Origin of the sequence: Paraclostridium sp. (assembly GCF_051657365.1) — a bacterium.
GTDB lineage: Bacteria > Bacillota > Clostridia > Peptostreptococcales > Peptostreptococcaceae > Paraclostridium.
The window spans coordinates 1-17144 of record NZ_JBOFKN010000159.1 but is presented as its reverse complement, the minus strand read 5'-3'; the positions used below and the strand labels follow the sequence as shown (position 1 = coordinate 17144).

General features: G+C 27.0%; 16 protein-coding genes and 1 riboswitch. Of the genes, 14 read left to right on the top strand and 2 right to left on the bottom strand.

Annotated features, from left to right (window positions below):
- From ACRCYC_RS12160 to nagZ, 3 genes are all read left to right on the top strand, one after another.
- A partial coding sequence (locus ACRCYC_RS12160) for a S8 family serine peptidase (RefSeq protein ID WP_438619408.1) occupies window positions 1-1860 on the top strand: 1860 nt, incomplete at its 5' end.
- Window positions 1861-1878: 18 nt separating this feature from the next.
- Window positions 1879-3564, top strand: a complete 1686-nt coding sequence (cspC, locus tag ACRCYC_RS12155; protein ID WP_438619407.1) for a bile acid germinant receptor pseudoprotease CspC — start codon at window positions 1879-1881, stop codon at window positions 3562-3564.
- A 16-nt stretch (window positions 3565-3580) separates the two neighbouring features.
- Window positions 3581-5356, top strand: a complete 1776-nt coding sequence (gene nagZ, locus ACRCYC_RS12150; RefSeq protein ID WP_438619406.1) for a beta-N-acetylhexosaminidase — start codon at window positions 3581-3583, stop codon at window positions 5354-5356.
- A gap of 178 nt (window positions 5357-5534) precedes the next feature.
- Here the strand turns inward: nagZ and ACRCYC_RS12145 are convergent, their stop codons facing one another.
- Together ACRCYC_RS12145 and ACRCYC_RS12140 are read right to left on the bottom strand one after the other, a co-directional pair.
- On the bottom strand, window positions 5535-7166 hold the full coding sequence (locus ACRCYC_RS12145; protein WP_438619405.1) for a hypothetical protein: 1632 nt from the start codon (window positions 7164-7166) through the stop codon (window positions 5535-5537).
- 134 nt (window positions 7167-7300) lie between these two features.
- A complete protein-coding gene (locus ACRCYC_RS12140; RefSeq protein ID WP_438619404.1) occupies window positions 7301-8170 on the bottom strand; it encodes a hypothetical protein in 870 nt (289 codons plus the stop codon).
- A gap of 177 nt (window positions 8171-8347) precedes the next feature.
- Between ACRCYC_RS12140 and ACRCYC_RS12135 the strand changes: the two genes are divergently transcribed.
- From ACRCYC_RS12135 to ACRCYC_RS12085, 11 genes are all read left to right on the top strand, one after another.
- The gene (locus ACRCYC_RS12135; protein ID WP_438619403.1) at window positions 8348-9370 is read left to right on the top strand and encodes a hypothetical protein; all 1023 of its coding nucleotides are present in this window, start codon (window positions 8348-8350) and stop codon (window positions 9368-9370) included.
- Window positions 9371-9590: 220 nt separating this feature from the next.
- Window positions 9591-9854, top strand: coding sequence for a hypothetical protein (locus ACRCYC_RS12130; RefSeq protein ID WP_438619402.1), 264 nt, complete (start codon window positions 9591-9593; stop codon window positions 9852-9854).
- 167 nt (window positions 9855-10021) lie between these two features.
- Window positions 10022-11050 carry an ABC transporter substrate-binding protein gene (locus ACRCYC_RS12125; protein WP_438619401.1) on the top strand — a complete coding sequence of 343 codons (1029 nt, stop codon included), beginning with the start codon at window positions 10022-10024 and terminating at the stop codon, window positions 11048-11050.
- Entirely contained in the window at window positions 11050-12132 is a 1083-nt protein-coding gene (locus tag ACRCYC_RS12120; RefSeq protein WP_438619400.1) for a FecCD family ABC transporter permease, read from the top strand. Before ACRCYC_RS12125 ends, ACRCYC_RS12120 begins: the two co-directional genes overlap by 1 nt.
- On the top strand, window positions 12132-12992 hold the full coding sequence (locus ACRCYC_RS12115) for an ABC transporter ATP-binding protein (RefSeq protein ID WP_438619399.1): 861 nt from the start codon (window positions 12132-12134) through the stop codon (window positions 12990-12992). Before ACRCYC_RS12120 ends, ACRCYC_RS12115 begins: the two co-directional genes overlap by 1 nt.
- Before the next feature lie 71 nt (window positions 12993-13063).
- A riboswitch (cobalamin riboswitch) is annotated at window positions 13064-13244 on the top strand.
- 203 nt (window positions 13245-13447) lie between these two features.
- Window positions 13448-14182 (top strand): energy-coupling factor ABC transporter permease, encoded by a 735-nt coding sequence (locus ACRCYC_RS12110; RefSeq protein WP_438619398.1) that lies wholly within the window; start codon window positions 13448-13450, stop codon window positions 14180-14182.
- Window positions 14160-14465: an energy-coupling factor ABC transporter substrate-binding protein gene (locus ACRCYC_RS12105; RefSeq protein WP_438619397.1), complete on the top strand. Its 306-nt coding sequence runs from the start codon at window positions 14160-14162 to the stop codon at window positions 14463-14465. Before ACRCYC_RS12110 ends, ACRCYC_RS12105 begins: the two co-directional genes overlap by 23 nt.
- A complete protein-coding gene (cbiQ, locus tag ACRCYC_RS12100; RefSeq protein ID WP_438619396.1) occupies window positions 14459-15139 on the top strand; it encodes a cobalt ECF transporter T component CbiQ in 681 nt (226 codons plus the stop codon). The genes ACRCYC_RS12105 and cbiQ overlap by 7 nt, the downstream gene beginning before the upstream one ends.
- Before the next feature lie 9 nt (window positions 15140-15148).
- Window positions 15149-15970: an energy-coupling factor ABC transporter ATP-binding protein gene (locus tag ACRCYC_RS12095; protein WP_438619395.1), complete on the top strand. Its 822-nt coding sequence runs from the start codon at window positions 15149-15151 to the stop codon at window positions 15968-15970.
- 292 nt (window positions 15971-16262) lie between these two features.
- The gene (locus tag ACRCYC_RS12090; RefSeq protein ID WP_438619394.1) at window positions 16263-16676 is read left to right on the top strand and encodes a flavodoxin domain-containing protein; all 414 of its coding nucleotides are present in this window, start codon (window positions 16263-16265) and stop codon (window positions 16674-16676) included.
- 143 nt (window positions 16677-16819) lie between these two features.
- Entirely contained in the window at window positions 16820-16999 is a 180-nt protein-coding gene (locus tag ACRCYC_RS12085) for a hypothetical protein (protein WP_438619393.1), read from the top strand.
- Window positions 17000-17144: the final 145 nt, after the last annotated feature.

Genomic DNA, 17144 nt, shown 5'->3' with positions numbered 1-17144 from the left:
ATTGATTTTGGAACCTGGAATATAGTTTTCATTCCTATTAAAACTATAAGTGGAAATATAGATATATATTTAAAAGCAGAAGATGAAGATATAAAAAATGAATTAATTGAATCTAGTAACGTATCTTGGGTTATCTTCGGAAGCAGTGTTAAATATACATCTAAAACATATCTAAGAACAAGTATAGATGATATAGATTTGAATATATACATGCCATTATTTATTATAGATTACATTGGAGAATTTGAGGAAGAATTAAATGAACTTGGAGATTTATTTAAGTTTGTTAAAATATCAGAAAATTTAGGACTATTATATATAAAAAGAAACAGAGAAAGTGAAATGGGAGAATTGTATCGAATTAAATCTATATATAGAATTCAGAGGTATATAAAATTAGCTCAGTTGACAACTGTAACTAGAGGAATAGACAATGGATATGTGGCAACAGAAGAAATAGGAGCAAATTTTTTTAAAGATAATCCTAATATAGATATTAATGGAAGAGGTGTATTAATTGGGATTGCAAACTCTGGAATAGATTATTTACATCCAGATTTTATATACCCAGATGGAACTTCAAAAATAAGATACTTATGGGATCAGACAAAAGAAGGGAACCCACCAAATGGTTTTTATATGGGGACTGAGTATACAAGGGAAGATATTAATAAAGCTATATCAGAAAATAATAAGGATTTATCAGTTGATGAAGAAGGTATAGGAACTGCATTAAGTGGTGTTTGCGCAGGAATGGGGAACGTTAATAAAAAGTATTCAGGAGTAGCAGAAGGTGCAGAATTGATAATTATAAAACTTAAGAAGATAGATGGGAATTATAATATAGCAACATTACATGGGGCTATGAGGTATGCTTATAAAAAAGCTAAAGATGAAAATATGCCTATAGTTAACAATGTTTCTCTTGGAAGCACTAATGCAGTAGTTACTGGAACTCTTGTAATTACAGATAACTTATTTTATGAATATGGAGTATGTGAAGTTATAGCTGGGGGTAATGAAGGCAGTGGAAAAACACATGCATCCGGAAAAATTGAATTTAATGGAGATGTAAAATATGTAGAAATAGAAATAGAAGAAGATGAACACGAAATAAATATTGATATTTGGATAAACAAGCCAGATATAGCTAATATAGCTATAATTTCCCCAACTGGAGAAGAAAGTAAAATGTCATTTGTATCAAATTTTGATTTTATACAAGGATTATTTGATTTGGAAAATACGTATTATACTATGATTTCTAGTTATCCATCTAATTATTCTGGGCAACAACTAACTATGATACGTTTAAATAATGTTAAAAAAGGTATTTGGAGAATAAAACTTGTTGGAGAGTCTATAACTAATGGAATTTTTAATATATACTTGCCAAATGAAGTTTTATTAAAAAAAGGGACTAAATTTAGAACTGGAGATCCAAATGTTACACTAACATACCCTAGTGGATATAAAGATACTATAACAGTTGGGGTTTATGATAGTATAAATGATAGTTTATGGGTAAATTCATCTAGAGGACCAACTGTGGGATCTACGGGTAGGATTGATAAACCAGATATTATATCGCCAGGTGTTAATATAATAGCACCATATATTGATAATCAATATGCAACTTTTACAGGAAGTGGAATTGCATCAGCATTTGTTACAGGAGCTATGGCATTGATGTTTCAGTATATATTAGTTGACAAAAACTATAAAAATAAAGCGATTGTACAGAAGATGAGAACGTATCTAAGAGCAGGAGCAAAAAGAAAAATATTAATACAATATCCCAATAATAGTAATGGATATGGTTTATTAGATATAAAGGGGCTATTTGATCAATTAAAGTAATTTAGAGGAGGAGAATATATGATAAGGTCATATTTAGTTGTATATAATGGAAATACTAACGAACTTGAAAAAGATTTACAACAACAAAACTTAGATAATTACATTATATTAAATAATAAAATAGCTTCTATATATGTTGATGATAATTTTGAAGAAGAAATTTTTAAGGATATAAATTCTATATATGACTGGACATTATCTATACCTATGAGTTCTCTCATAGATATAGATGAAAATCCAGAAAATGGAGATAGAGCTAGATCTGTTTCTGGAGTTGATTATATAGATAAAAATCCCTATATAAGTCCTTCAGGAAAAAATACTATTATTGTAATAATTGACTCAGGAATAAATTATTTGCATCCAGATTTTATAAGAGATGATAATACTAGCAGAATAATATCTATATGGGATCAATCTAGTAACAAGGGAAAACCGCCGAAAGACTTAAAGTTTGGAAGTGAATTTAAAGCAGAAGAAATAAATAAATATATAAAAGAAAACGATTCTACCTTAACAGAGGATACAATAGGAAGTGGAACGATAGCAGCGGGGATAGCAGCAGGAAATGGAAGGTTAAGTAAAGCTTATACAGGAATAGCAAAAGATAGCGAACTATTAGTAGTAAAGTTAAGAGAATATACAGGGGCATATAAAGAAGGAAAAATAAGCTATGAGCTAAGTGATTTTTTAGCTGCAATTAAATATGCATCAGATGTATCAGCTAAGTATGATAAAGAGATGGTAATAAATCTAACAGTAGGAGAAAAAAGTAAGGCTGTAATACTAACAAATTTTTTGGATTCTTTTACTTACCTAATGAGACCGGGGACTGTAATAGTAAGTGGATCAGGAAATGAAGGTAATACGGATATACACTACAGAGGAAAATTACAAAACACAAAAGATATAACAGATATATTAATACAAGTAGGTCAACAAAAGATATTAGATATTATAGTTAGTGCTGTTGGACCAGATAAAATAAGTTTTTCTATTATATCGCCTTCGGGAGAATTAAGTTATTTTCTACAATATTCTCCAGATGAAGCGACATATAGAGGAAGATTTAATATAGAAGGAACTAATTATGAAATGGTATATGGATATCCATGGTTAAAATCTGGTACACAGGAGGCATCAATAAGGTTAATAGATGTAAAGCCAGGTATATGGACATTAAGGCTAAAGGGAGAATTTATTATATCTGGAGATTATGATGTATTTTTACCTAATAAAAATTTAATTGATAAGGATACTAGATTTATAAATTCAAATTCATTTTCAACAACTACACTATTTGCTACTACTGAAAATGTAATAACTGTTGGAGGTTATAATAATAGGACAGATAGTTTATGGATTGAATCATCTAGAGGAACAGTAAATCAAAACCCTATAAAACCAGATATAGTAGCACCTGGAGTAGATATAATAGGACCATATAAAAATAATGCATATGCAAAATCAACAGGAACTGGAATAAGTAGCTCTATAGTTGCGGGTATTAGTGCGATTATAATGGAATATTTAAAATCTCAAAGTAAATATGGTCGAAATTTATTATTTACAGAAGTTATAAAAACATATTTAATGATTGGAGCAGACAAACAACCTATATACATATATCCAAATGTTGATTCTGGATATGGGGTTTTAAACTTTCAAAAAACTTTGGAACAGATTGCAAAAAAATTAAAATAAAAGTTGGTGGTATTATATGAGGCGGATAACAGGGAAAAAAGCAGATATTATAAATTCAATATTTGGTATATCTATGTTTTTACTTATGGGTTTAATAAGACCAGTGTTAGTATACTTTTTTAATATTGATTTAATAATACCTATGGTGGTATTAATGCTTATAATATGCATTTTTATTCTTATATTTGTCAAAGAAGAGAAACGAAATAATGTTTACTTATTCGATAGAGCTGTAAATATATTTATACTTGGGAGTATACTTTTTATATGTAAAAATGAAAGTAATATATTCACACCGGTATTAACTTTTATCAGTTGTATACTTATATTAATAGAATATAATAATAAATTTAAAACTGATAGCATTAATGGCAATTTAGCTGTTTGTATAATTATTTTTTCAATTGGAATTATATTTACTTGCTTAATACAAGATTTTTTAGGTTTTTCAAATTTATATAATGAAGATAAGGAATATAAATCTTGTAGGATAATAAAAGAGCTAGAAGTGCCAATAAATGCAAAAGAGAGAAATTATAATATAAATATAGATAACGTTAAGGATTATATAGGATATAGAATACAAGATATAAATATCTACAACAATGAAACACTTATTTATATAGAAAAGTTGCAAAGTGATGGATGGAAGGTTATTGAAGTTAAGCATTTCGATAATAAAGATATATATGTATTATTAAAAGATGAAAAAAAGGTAGTTTTAGAAATAAAAGAAAATAGCCTAATAATAGGCGTAATTGAAGACTTAGAAAAAGATAAACATATAAAAGATAAGATCAAAAAAATGACTTTAGATGAAAAAATAGGTCAGATGATTATAGCTGGATTTAATGGAACTGAAGTAAATGAAGAAGTAAATAGATTAGTAAAAGATATGAATATTGGGGGAATAATACTTTTTTCAAGAAATATAGAAAATTCTAATCAACTAAAAAAACTAACTAATGATATTAAAAAGTCAGGTGGAAATTCATCATTATTTATATCGATAGATGAAGAAGGTGGTAGAGTAAGTAGACTTCCAAGTGATACAACTAAATTTAAAAGTTCAAGAGAAATAGGTGATAGCAATGATATTAATTATGCATATGAAAATGGGAAAAATTTAGGTAAGACTTTAAAAGAACATAATATAAATATGGATTTTGCACCTGTATTAGATATATATAGCAATCCTAAGAATACTGTTATAGGAGATCGAGCTTTTGGAAGTGATGCTAAAAAAGTTTCGAAAATGGGGATTGCTACTATGAATGGTATAAAAGAAGAAAATATAATACCGGTTATAAAACATTTCCCAGGACATGGAGATACAGAATTAGACTCACACTTTGGATTACCGAGTGTCAGTAAATCTTTAGAGGAACTTCAAAAATTTGAACTTGTTCCTTTTGAGGAAGCTATTGAAAGTGGAGCTGATGTTGTTATGGTATCACATATATTAATAGAGAAAATAGATAATCAAAATCCAGCTACATTGTCAAAAAAAGTTATAGTAAATTTACTTAGAGATAAACTTGGATTTGAAGGAGTAGTTATAACTGATGATATGCTTATGAAGGCTGTTACTAATAATATAACAATAGAAAGTGCTAGTGTTAAATCTATAAATGCTGGAAGTGATATTATATTGATTGGAAGTGGAATAGATAATACTAAATCTGTTATAAATAAAATAAAATCAGCTGTTGAGAATAAAGAAATATCAGAAGAAAGAATAAATGAAAGTTTATATAGGATATTAAAATTAAAAGAAAAGTTTTCAATATAAGTTTATAAAATCTGGTATATAGATATGGATGAATTTAAAACTTACTAAATGTGAAAAAAGTTATATAACTGCCTTAATCGTCATGTTTTTAATTTATGGATAAACTATAAGATGAGTTATGCCAAATAGAGCGTAACTCATTTTATAGTTTAAATACTGTATATTAGATTTTATGAAATCAATTTAAGGTACTTATTTTAGGTATAGAGTATATGGTTATATTTGAGTCATCGTTATTTACAATCATTATTCCATTTCCTACACAATCTATGACTCCGTTGATATCCTCAGATAAATTAGGTGATACTGTATTTTTATTTGAAGTTATATTATTTATTACAGGTGAAACTTCTTTATCTAACGTAATATTATCTAAAACACGTTCGTTATTTTTTACTATTTCTATAGAATTAACAACAGGAGTTGTTTCAATTTTACTAATTTGTTCTACATTATCATTTGTGAAATTTTTTATATTATTAATAATTTCATAATTATTTTTAGAAACTACATGTGCAGTTTCGACTTTGTTAGTGATGGTATTAACAGTATCTTTAGTAGAAGTTATAGCATCATTTAATGAAACTACATTTTTGTTATTGTATTCTACTAAATTATTATTAAAGTTAATATCTAAAGATTTTAATACTGTACTTTGTTCTTTTTCGATATCTGATACCGCAGGTTTAAGTTGAGTTTTAGTATTGATATTCCCAAGTAAATTATTTACATCTTTATCAATTATAGTTAATGTTTTAAGTTTAAGTTTTAATGGCTCAAATGTTCCATCATCTAAAACAATACCTATATATCTTTCACCAGTAGGGTCAAGCATAAGAGGTTTACCATCTAATATATTTTTATCTAAAAAGTTATTTAGCGGGATTAAGTCTAATACTTCTATAGTTTTAGTTTGAATGATTTGATTTGAGGGATCTATATTAGATAACGTGTTTTCTAAGTAGGATGTAGTTAGGTTAGTAATGGAATTCACTTCATTTTGAATTATTTTATCTATTGCTTTTGTGTTAGTTTGGTTTATAGGTATGTTGTAGTTTTTTACATTTAAATTAGTTAAAATATCTATTTCTTTTGTAATTATAGGTTTTGAAACTTCAATTTCATTTGAATTATTAGTAAGTACTAATTTTTCTTCAGTTTCAAGGTTTGTTAATACACTTTTGTTGTTTTTCTCAATCGAGCTTATTACATTTAAGGTATCAATATTTAAGTTAACATCTTCTATAACTTTTTTACTGTGTGCATTTAACTTTGTAGATGAACTTAAAACATTTTCTAATGATATATTTGGAATTAAATCACTTGGATTTATATTAAAAGCTCCATGATAATTTATAGTTTTTATATTTTTTATGTTTTCAACTATATAGTCCTGTATGTTATTAACGTCGTTAAATCTAGTAGAAAAATCATTGAAAGTACCAAAATATCTTTTTTTAGATGAAACATCCTTAGAGTATAAATTATTATAATTATAAATTGTTATATTTTCTAAATTTTTTATCAATAAGGATTTATACTCATCTGAAGATATATTTTCTGTAAGAATTTTAATTTTTACTATATTATTTAAGTTTATTGCTTTATTTTTATAGATTATTGAATCATTATTTATAGAAAAATAATTTTCTTTTGAATTTGAGATTATAATTTCATTGATAGAACCGTCATCGCTTATAATAGATAAAGGAACATTCAAGTGAGTAGTAGTTGATATAAGACGAGTTGTTTCATTGATAATATTAAAAATATCTATTATTGATGCAAAACTAGACTGATTACTGTGCATATAGATTCCCCCTAAAATAAAAATTTTACATACTATAATTATGTAAAATAATATAAATTTATTACAAACTCTAGTAAAGACCTATTTCTAGGTCTTCACTAATATTTAAATCTATTTTTTCTGTCAATTTTCTTTCATTTATGATGGCAATCTCCTCCACACTCTAGGCCGTCAAATGCTGTATATACAACTAATTCATCTTTTATAGTTACATAGAACTTTTCTTTAACAGAAAGAGAATCAAAAACATTTGCAGTAAATGATTTAGTTGAACTGTCATAACCTGATGTTGGTATTATACATTTAGGCAATACTTCAAGTTGGAAGTTCGCTTTTACATCAACAGGCGTTGAAACTTGAGGCAAACAAATATTATTATATAAAGTTACTGATTGAAATTCAGGTATTGAACCTGTGGAAGGAGTATCTGCAAGTACAGCAACAAATGGCTCACAATCTATTTTACCATGAACGGTATAGATTACGTTAATTGCTCCAACTTTTAAAGGGCCTTGAACTAAATTAACATTTCTTCCATCCTCACAACATAGAAGTTTCTGATTTACCGTACCTGAATAACTAGCATACAAAGTTAATGCAGCTGTGGAGCAACTTAAAGCAGTTCCAGTAAGTGGGCTACTAGTTGAATCTATAATTATTTGTAGTGTTTCGTTTGTAAATCCTAGGCAATCATACGTAACTAAAATTTTTTCAATACAAACTTTAGCTCCATTTGCAAATGAATCAGTTCCACATGTAATATTAAACTTTAAATCTTCTACGACTCTTTCTTGTTTTTTATTGATACATTTAAAGTCATATATTCTTTCGCCTAATATAGGAACGCAAGTTGCTCTGCGTATATCAGGACATTTAAATTCTAAAGAATTACAACACTGCATACACTCATTTTTAATTGGCTTTGGTTTTTCTGGGCAGCAACAATCATCTTTTGGATGATGACAATCTGTACAATTTACATGAGTAGTCTTATTTTCTTCCATTATGGATATCATCTCCTATGTTTTATATAATTAAAGAGTAGTTTTCCTCTTTAATTAAATATATGATAGCTAAATATATATGTTACTTTTTTACAAGAAAACGTGTCTAAAATATGAATAAAATAACAAGTTTATAATAAATATAATTATAGTAGAGTTTATTAAGGGGGAGATAATATGAGTTTTAATGATACAGATATATTAATAAAAGATTCAAAAGAAGAGTTGAAAATATTTAAATTAGGTAGTAGCATAATATATCAAGTTATCAAAAAAAATTCAAACGAAGTGTATACTGATGAAATAATTAAGGGAGAACTTTCTTTTATAGATATATATATGGATATAGATAAGAATGATAATATATATGGCATAGTCAATGATAAAATAGGTAAGATATGTAGTATTAATGTAGAAGACGATATAAAAATAGAAACTATATTTAAATATGATTATAAAAATTTTCATATAAAATTTCCATATATAAAAAATTTATCAAATGAAAATCATATTATATACCAGTCTATAAATAAAAAAACCCCTCTTATAAGTAATTTAATTCATATATATAAACAAAATAACCAGATTTTTAAAAATAATATTGATTATATACCTTATAACATAATGAGCAATTTTGAAGTAGTTTGGAAAAAAGATATACCTGCTCTATTTTACTTTAAATCAATAAAAGGATTTGAAGAGCTATTTGTATCTACATTTAATAAAAATTATTGTAAATGGTCTAAACCTTTAAAAATAACAAATTCTAAAGAATTTAAGATATATTTGTCAGCACTAGTAGATAGCAATGGAAATTATCATGTAGTTTTTGCTGAAAATAATGATGGCAAGTATTACTGTAAATATTTGAGACTAAGTTTAGAATATAATAATATTGAAGTATTAGAATCAAAAATAATAAAAACGCAGACCATGTGCTTATTTCCTCATTTAATTAATTACAAGAACACACTTTATATTCAATGGGGTGAATATCATTATATATATGGTTGTAAATCTATTGATTTAGGAAAAACATGGGATGAACCTACTATGCGTATTAAAGAATCAGAATCAGATTTTAAAAGATATATGTATAAATCAAATTATATAGAAGAAAAAGAGTATAAATTTTCTACTGTATTTGCAAATAAAGAAAATATAAAACAAGGAAAATATAAAATAAAAGATAGTTTCTAAAATCTAAATTACATTTTAAAATATATGAAAAATGCCATAAAAGCTAATAAAAAAATTAAATATGCAATAAAATGTGGATAATTGTAGTTATGTGTATAAAATTAAATTTTCTGAAAATTTAGTATGGTATTTACTATTTTTTTGGAAAATAATATAGTAAAAACATATATAGGAAAAAAGCTATTGAAATAGCTAATACATAATTATCAGGGGGACTAATATGTTTTTACAAAGAAATTTCAGATTACATCACAACCCACATGTAAATGGATGTTGTGGAAGCAAAAATCAAGATTGCTGCGGATTTGATGATCACAATCATGAACACATACATACTCATGGACATGATCATGAACACGTAAATGGTATAGGTCATGATCATGATCATGAAGATGGGTTTACAGGTATGCATTCCCATGATCATAATCACTCACATGAACATGGACATGATCACGAAGGACAACATGAACATAGTCATAAATAATAATTTATAAAATTAGAAATTAAATAAATAATTAATGAACATAAAAGCCATGAAGGTTTTTAAGTATAAGGTATACTTTGTTATGCCTTTATTTAAAACCTTATGGCTTTTATATTTTGCAATATTATAGTAAAATAAACATAGAAAAAACATGGGGGAATATAAAAATGGTAAAAAGTAAAAGTTTAAAAAAGTTTGTAGCATTAATGGCAATAGCGGGGTTAACACTTAGTGTAGTTGGATGTTCTTCAAGTGATAAAAAAGAAGCTAAAGCATCAGAAACAAAAGTAGAATCAAGTAATTTTGAGAAAGTGGAATACGTTTACTCTGACGGAGCTCAAGATTATAATGTAACAGTTGATGCACCAAAACAAAAAGCAGTTACACTATCTCAGTTTATGACTGAAATGCTATTAGCACTTGACTTAGGAGATAGAATGGTTGGAACTGCCCTTTTAGACAATCCAATACTTCCACAATTCCAAGAAGCATATGATAAAATACCAGATTTACAAGTTGGGGAAGGTCATTCTATATCTAAAGAAGCATTTGTAGCAACTGGAGCTGATTTTGTAAGTGGATGGGATTCATCTATAAGTGAACAAACAACAGGTTCGCCTAAAGAACTTATAGAAAAAGGAATAGCACCATTTATGGCTAAATCATATGCACCAGATGCAACAGTAGAAACAGTTTATGAAGACTTCACTTTACTTGGAAAAATATTTGGAGTACAAGATAAAGCTAAAGAAGTAGTAGATAAAATGAAAAGCGATATAAAAACTGTAGAAGATAAAGTTGGACAAGTAAAAGAAGAAGATAGAGTAAAGATGATGGTTTATGATTCAGGAGAAAAGGATGCTATGGTAGTAGGATCTGGACTTGCTAATAATTTAATAGAAATAGCTGGAGGAAATAATGTATTTGGTAAAGATGCTAAGAAACCATATATAAATGTTTCGTGGGAAAGTATAGTAGAAAAAAATCCTGAAGTTATTTTAGTAACAGATTTTTTAGCTGGACAACCAGCTAAAGAAAAAATAGATTTCTTAAAAGCACAACCTGCACTTAAAGATGTACCTGCAATAAAAAATAATAAGATATATGTAGTAAAACTAGCTGATTTATCTCCAGGAGTTAGAAACCCTATGGTTATAGAAGAAATGCATGGATATTTTTATGAGGATAATAAATAATGCAAGAGTGTTTAAATAAAAAAAGAGGCCTTTCTAAAAAGAAAGGTTTCTTATTTTGGGTTATAGCTTTAACTATAATATTAGTAGTTACAATAGTTGGAGCCATAGCGATAGGAAGTACATATATAGAACCTGGAGAAGTTTACAAAGTACTTTTAAACAAATTATCAAATGGAGTGTTGTTTAGCGGTGTAGGTGAAGTTATGACTCAAAATATAATATGGGAAATAAGATTCCCTAGAGTATTATTAGGTGCAATATGTGGATCGGGGCTAGCGATATGTGGGGTTTTAATGCAATGTGTAACAAAAAACCCAATAGCAGAACCTTATATACTTGGAATTTCATCAGGAGCATCATGTGGTGCAGTTGCAGTTATAGTATTAGGTGGGGTATCAAGTCTTGGTATAAATAGTATAACTAGTGGAGCTTTTGTTGGATCGATAATATCTGGAATATTGGTATTTTCAATAGGAACACAAATGGGTAAAACAACATCTACAACAAGATTAGTACTTACAGGTATGGCTATATCTACAATATTTTCAGCATTAACTAATTTACTTATATACTCAGCAGATAATTCAAATCAAGCAAAAAGTGCTTTATTTTGGACTGTAGGAAGTTTGGGTGGAGCTAAATGGGATGTTTTATTACTTCCATTTATAGTTTTAGTTATAGTCATGATTGTTTCATTTGTAATGTCAAAATCATTAGATATATTACTACTTGGAGACGATAGTGCTATAATACTTGGAATTAATGTAAAACTTATAAAATCAAGTATCTTAATACTTGCAACATTATTAACATCTACGTTGGTTGCAATAACTGGAGCTATAGGGTTTATAGGTTTAGTAGTTCCTCATATATGTAGAACTATAGCAGGAAGTGATCATAAAAAGCTTATAGTACTATCAAGTCTTATAGGGTCTATATTTTTAATAGCATCAGACGTTTTAGCAAGAGGACTTTTCCCTCCAATAGAAATACCAATAGGAATAATAACATCTTTAATAGGTGGACCATTCTTCTTATATTTAATTTCTAAGAAAAATTATACATTTGGAGGAAAAGAGTAATGCTTAAATTAAAAGTTGAAAATTTAAATTTTACTATAGATAAAAAAGAAATATTAAAAGATATATCTTTTGATATTCCAAAGGGATCATTTGTAGGGGTTATAGGACCTAATGGATCTGGAAAATCTACTATACTAAAAAATATATACAGATTATATAAGCCAGACAGTGGAAAGATAACACTAGATAATAAAAATTTATCTACAATGAAAGATAAAGATTGTGCAAAGGAAATAGCAGTACTTGCACAAGAAACTAATTCTCAATTTGATTTTACTGTTGAGCAAATAGTTAAGATGGGCCGCTATCCATATAAATCTGTTTTTGAAGATTATTCTAAAAAAGATTTTCAAATGGTAAGTGAGATGTTAAAAAGAGTGGGGCTTATGGACTATAGTGATAGGAGTTTTTCAAAGCTATCTGGGGGAGAAAAACAAAGGACGTTAATTGCAAGAGCATTAGTTCAAGATACTGATTTTTTAATATTAGATGAGCCTACAAATCATTTAGATATAGGTTATCAGATACAACTTATGGATTTGATCAAAAATCTTAATATAACTACCTTATCTGCAATTCATGATATGAATATAGCATCTATGTATTGTGATTATTTAATAGTCATGAAAGATGGGAAAATAAGAAGTTTTGGAACTGTTGAAGAAGTAATAACCTCAGAGATGTTAAAAGAAATATTTGGAGTTAACGCATATGTAGGGGTAAATCCCATAAACAATAAGCTTCAAGTATCATTTATGCACAGTCATCAGCATATTAATGGTATAGGGCATGATCATGTACATGAAAATGGATTTACCGGAGAACATGATCATTTTCATAAACATACATATAATGGATAAAAATATTAACAAATTTAAAAAAATTAGAGGAATATAAAGCTATTTATAGTATTATAAATATATGTGATAAATTGAATAGAAGTATTGTAGGTTTTTAGCAATGAAATTAATAGGGAAAGAGGTTTAAATCCTCTGCAGCCCCCGCTACTGTAAAACGGATGAAACTTTCAAACCACTGTAATTGATGTTATGGGAAGGGAAAGTAGTAAGTTGATGTTGAGCCAGGAGACCTGCCTATAATACGTAAGTTAATTTCTTCGGGGTGAAGGAAAATGATTAAAGAATAGTAACCTTATTTTATTAAATTAAGGTATTATTTGAAATGTTGTTTAAATCCTAATCCAAAAAATTAGGATTTTTTTTATTTACACCTTATTAGATTGTAACTATATTTTAATTTATAAATTTAAATTTATCACAAATAAAAAATCAATAAATTAAAGTGAGGTAAAGATATGAGTTACTTAACATTGTCATTAGTAGCAGGATTACTAATTGTAGTTTTAAATCCAATAACTTCAAATGCTATGCATATCATGGAAGGTTATTTGCCTGTGAAATGGTCTATATTTTGGACTATAGTATTTATTCCGTTTTTTGTATATGGATTAAAATCAATAAATAAAATAGTAAAAAAAGATCCTAAGAAAAAAATACTATTAGCATTAGCTGGAGCGTTCGTATTTGTATTGTCAGCACTTAAAATACCATCGCTAACAGGAAGTTGTTCGCATCCTACAGGAGTAGGTTTAGGGGCTATATTATTTGGGCCAGCAGTTATGGCTGTAATAGGAACTATCGCTTTATTATTCCAAGCTATATTACTTGCACATGGAGGACTTACTACTTTAGGAGCTAATGCATTTTCAATGGCAATAGTTGGACCTATAGTATCATTTTTAATATTTAAGTTTTGTAGAAAGAGAAATGTCAATGTAGGAATGAGTGTATTTTTAGCAGCAGCATTAGGTGATTTAGCAACATATGCGGTAACAGCAACTCAACTAGCACTAGCATTCCCAGATCCTGTAGGTGGAATAATGGGATCTATTGTTAAATTCTTTGGAGTATTTTTAATGACTCAAGTACCAATAGCAATAGCAGAAGGATTATTAACTACTTTAGTATATAACTTGATAACACAAAATGAAGAAGGAGTTGAAACTGATGAGTACAAATTCGAAAGCTAAAATTAAAACTAGAAATAAAAATCTAATGCTATTAGGCCTTACTATAATACTTATAATAACTCCTTTATTATTAAATGCTACAGCTGAATATGGGGGAGCTGATGGAGAAGCAGAAGGAGTAATTACAGAAATAAATCCAGACTATAAGCCATGGGCTAGTAGTTTATATGAACCACCTAGTGGAGAAATAGAAAGTCTATTATTCTCAACACAAGCAGCAATTGGGGCTGGATTTATAGGATATTATCTAGGGACAAAAAAGGGGAAAAACAGTAAATGCTAGAAATTGATAAGTGTGCTTATACAAATAATTTAAAGGGGTATAATCCTATTTTTAAATTAGGATTCGCGTTTATAACTTTAATACTATCTATTAGTACAAATAGTATAAGTTTGCATTTATTCATAATGTTATTAGTAAGTATTTTGATTATATTTATAGCAAAAATTAATGTGAAACTATATATAAAATGTTTAAAAATACCTATGTATTTTTTAATTATAGGGACTTTACTTAATTTAGTTAACATATCATTTGCAAACAAAGGTTTTTTAGTTAATATAAAAATTTTTGGATTGTATATTGGTACAACTAGATTTTCAATTGAAAATTCGATTTATATATTCTTAAGGTCTATTAGCTCAATTATATCAATTTATTTTTTAATACTTACTACACCATTTAACCAATTGATAATTATATTAAAAAAACTACATATACCGGATACGTTAGTAGAACTTATGGTTTTAACATATAGATTTATATTTATATTCATAGAAGAGATAAAAGAAATTTATAAATCTCAGGAGTTGAAATTTGGCTATATAAACTTAAAAAATTCATATAACTCAACTGCTCTACTTATAAGAGTTTTATTTTTTAGGATGATGAGAAGATATGAAGATATGAGTATAACTTTAGATATAAAGTTATATGATGGGAAATTTCATATATAGGAGATTATTATGTTTAAAATAAGCAATTTGACATACAGATATGACAAAGAAAATAAAGCATTAAACAATATAAGCTTGGATTTTGATAAAGGAAATATGGTTGGTATAATTGGAGCTAATGGTTCTGGAAAATCAACTTTATTTATGAACTTAATGGGAATACTAAAACCATATGAAGGAAAGATACTTTATAATAATAAAGAGCTAAGTTATAAAAAGAAAGATTTATATCATTTGAGAAAAGAAGTAGGCATGGTATTCCAAGACCCTGATAAACAAATATTTTATTCAAGGGTATATGATGATGTCGCTTTTTCTTTAAGGAACATAGGAATAGAAGAAGATGAAATCAATAAAAGAGTTCATAATGCATTGAATTTAGTTAATGCTATAGATTTAATAGATAAACCGGTACATTTCTTAAGTTATGGGCAGAAAAAGAGAGTAGCGATAGCATCTGTAATAGCCATGGATAATAAAGTAATCCTCTTAGATGAGCCAACAGCAGGACTAGATCCAGAAAGTACAAAAGCTATGGTGAAAATTTTACAAGAGCTTTGTTCAAAAGGAATTAAAATAGGAATATCTAGTCATGATATGGATTTGATATATGAAATTTGTGATTATGTATATGTTTTAAATAAAGGGAATATGATAATTGAGGGTGAGTGTATAGAAGTATTTGAAAAATACGAAATTATACAAGAAGTAGGATTAAACATACCATGGCTTGTAAAAGTACATAAGAATATGCATTTACCTTTATTTAAAAAAGAAGAGGAACTTTACGATTACTTTAGTACTTTAAATGAATATTCGCCAATTAAATAGTAATTATAAATAAAAAAATCTTAGATTAAATCTAAGATTTTTTTATTTATAATTACTATTTACATAGAATGGAAACTAGAGTGATTCATATATAATAAAAATATAAATATTAAAGCATATGAGTTAGATTAGTTAGGAAATTGTTAATAATATAAAATACAGACTGAAAATTAAAAAACATAGCTTATTTTATGAAAAATGGTTGCAAAAACATATTTTGTATTATATAGTATAACATATAAAGAAAAAAAGAATTAATAATACATACTATATATTGATGGAGGTAATATTAATGAGTACTTTAATAGCATATGGAAGTAATAATGGAATAACTGAAAATTTAGCAATGTCTTTATCACAACAATTAAATTCAGAAGTTGATGTACGAAACACTAAATACAACTCATCTTTTTATTTAGATAAATATGAAAATATTTTAATAGGAATAAATCTAGTTAATGGAGAAATATCTAAAGAGGTAAAAAAATTTATAGAAAACAATATAGAAGATTTTAAGTTTAAAAAATTAGGATTTTTTACTATAAATAAAGATGAGAATCAAATAGATCAAATAGATACGAGCTTATCACAGGAGTTAAAAGGTTTAATTGACTTTAAAGAACATTTTGGTAAAAATGATACTGATAAAATGTATAACTTTGTAGATACTTTAAATAACAATCTAGCAACAGCTTGTATATACTAAAATAGCCTATTGTAATACTAATAAAAATATATATTCAATAAAATCACTAGTTATATATGAGTTATTTATAGCTAGTGATTTTTAGTTTTCAAAAAGGGTATTATATAATATAGTATAAATAAGTATATTTTAAGGAGATAAAAATGGGAAGACTATTAGAATTAGATATGGAATCAGATGCTCTTGAGCTTGCAAGAAATTTTTGTAGAGATAATAACCTGATGCTTTTAAGTAATAACATAGAAGACGAGAGTTTACTTGTAATGGATAAGAATTGTAATACAAAGAGAATATATATAAAAGATGGTGAATGGTCTCTATAGTTTATATATGAATATAAAAAATCCTAAAAAAGTCATATGACTTTTTTAGGATTTTTTAATTTGTTTTAAAATTTAAAAACTTTATTATTTAATTTATATAATATTGATAAATTAAATAATAAAAGGTATAAAAAGGAATTAAACT

Bases quoted from the DNA above. Each gene is read 5' to 3' on its own strand.
- cspC (WP_438619407.1), top strand. From the start codon at position 1,879: ATGATAAGGTCATATTTAGTTGTATATAATGGAAATACTAACGAACTT.
- nagZ (WP_438619406.1), top strand. From the start codon at position 3,581: ATGAGGCGGATAACAGGGAAAAAAGCAGATATTATAAATTCAATATTT.
- ACRCYC_RS12145 (WP_438619405.1), bottom strand. From the start codon at position 7,166: ATGCACAGTAATCAGTCTAGTTTTGCATCAATAATAGATATTTTTAAT.
- ACRCYC_RS12140 (WP_438619404.1), bottom strand. From the start codon at position 8,170: ATGGAAGAAAATAAGACTACTCATGTAAATTGTACAGATTGTCATCAT.
- ACRCYC_RS12135 (WP_438619403.1), top strand. From the start codon at position 8,348: ATGAGTTTTAATGATACAGATATATTAATAAAAGATTCAAAAGAAGAG.
- ACRCYC_RS12130 (WP_438619402.1), top strand. From the start codon at position 9,591: ATGTTTTTACAAAGAAATTTCAGATTACATCACAACCCACATGTAAAT.
- ACRCYC_RS12125 (WP_438619401.1), top strand. From the start codon at position 10,022: ATGGTAAAAAGTAAAAGTTTAAAAAAGTTTGTAGCATTAATGGCAATA.
- ACRCYC_RS12120 (WP_438619400.1), top strand. From the start codon at position 11,050: ATGCAAGAGTGTTTAAATAAAAAAAGAGGCCTTTCTAAAAAGAAAGGT.
- ACRCYC_RS12115 (WP_438619399.1), top strand. From the start codon at position 12,132: ATGCTTAAATTAAAAGTTGAAAATTTAAATTTTACTATAGATAAAAAA.
- ACRCYC_RS12110 (WP_438619398.1), top strand. From the start codon at position 13,448: ATGAGTTACTTAACATTGTCATTAGTAGCAGGATTACTAATTGTAGTT.
- ACRCYC_RS12105 (WP_438619397.1), top strand. From the start codon at position 14,160: ATGAGTACAAATTCGAAAGCTAAAATTAAAACTAGAAATAAAAATCTA.
- cbiQ (WP_438619396.1), top strand. From the start codon at position 14,459: ATGCTAGAAATTGATAAGTGTGCTTATACAAATAATTTAAAGGGGTAT.
- ACRCYC_RS12095 (WP_438619395.1), top strand. From the start codon at position 15,149: ATGTTTAAAATAAGCAATTTGACATACAGATATGACAAAGAAAATAAA.
- ACRCYC_RS12090 (WP_438619394.1), top strand. From the start codon at position 16,263: ATGAGTACTTTAATAGCATATGGAAGTAATAATGGAATAACTGAAAAT.
- ACRCYC_RS12085 (WP_438619393.1), top strand. From the start codon at position 16,820: ATGGGAAGACTATTAGAATTAGATATGGAATCAGATGCTCTTGAGCTT.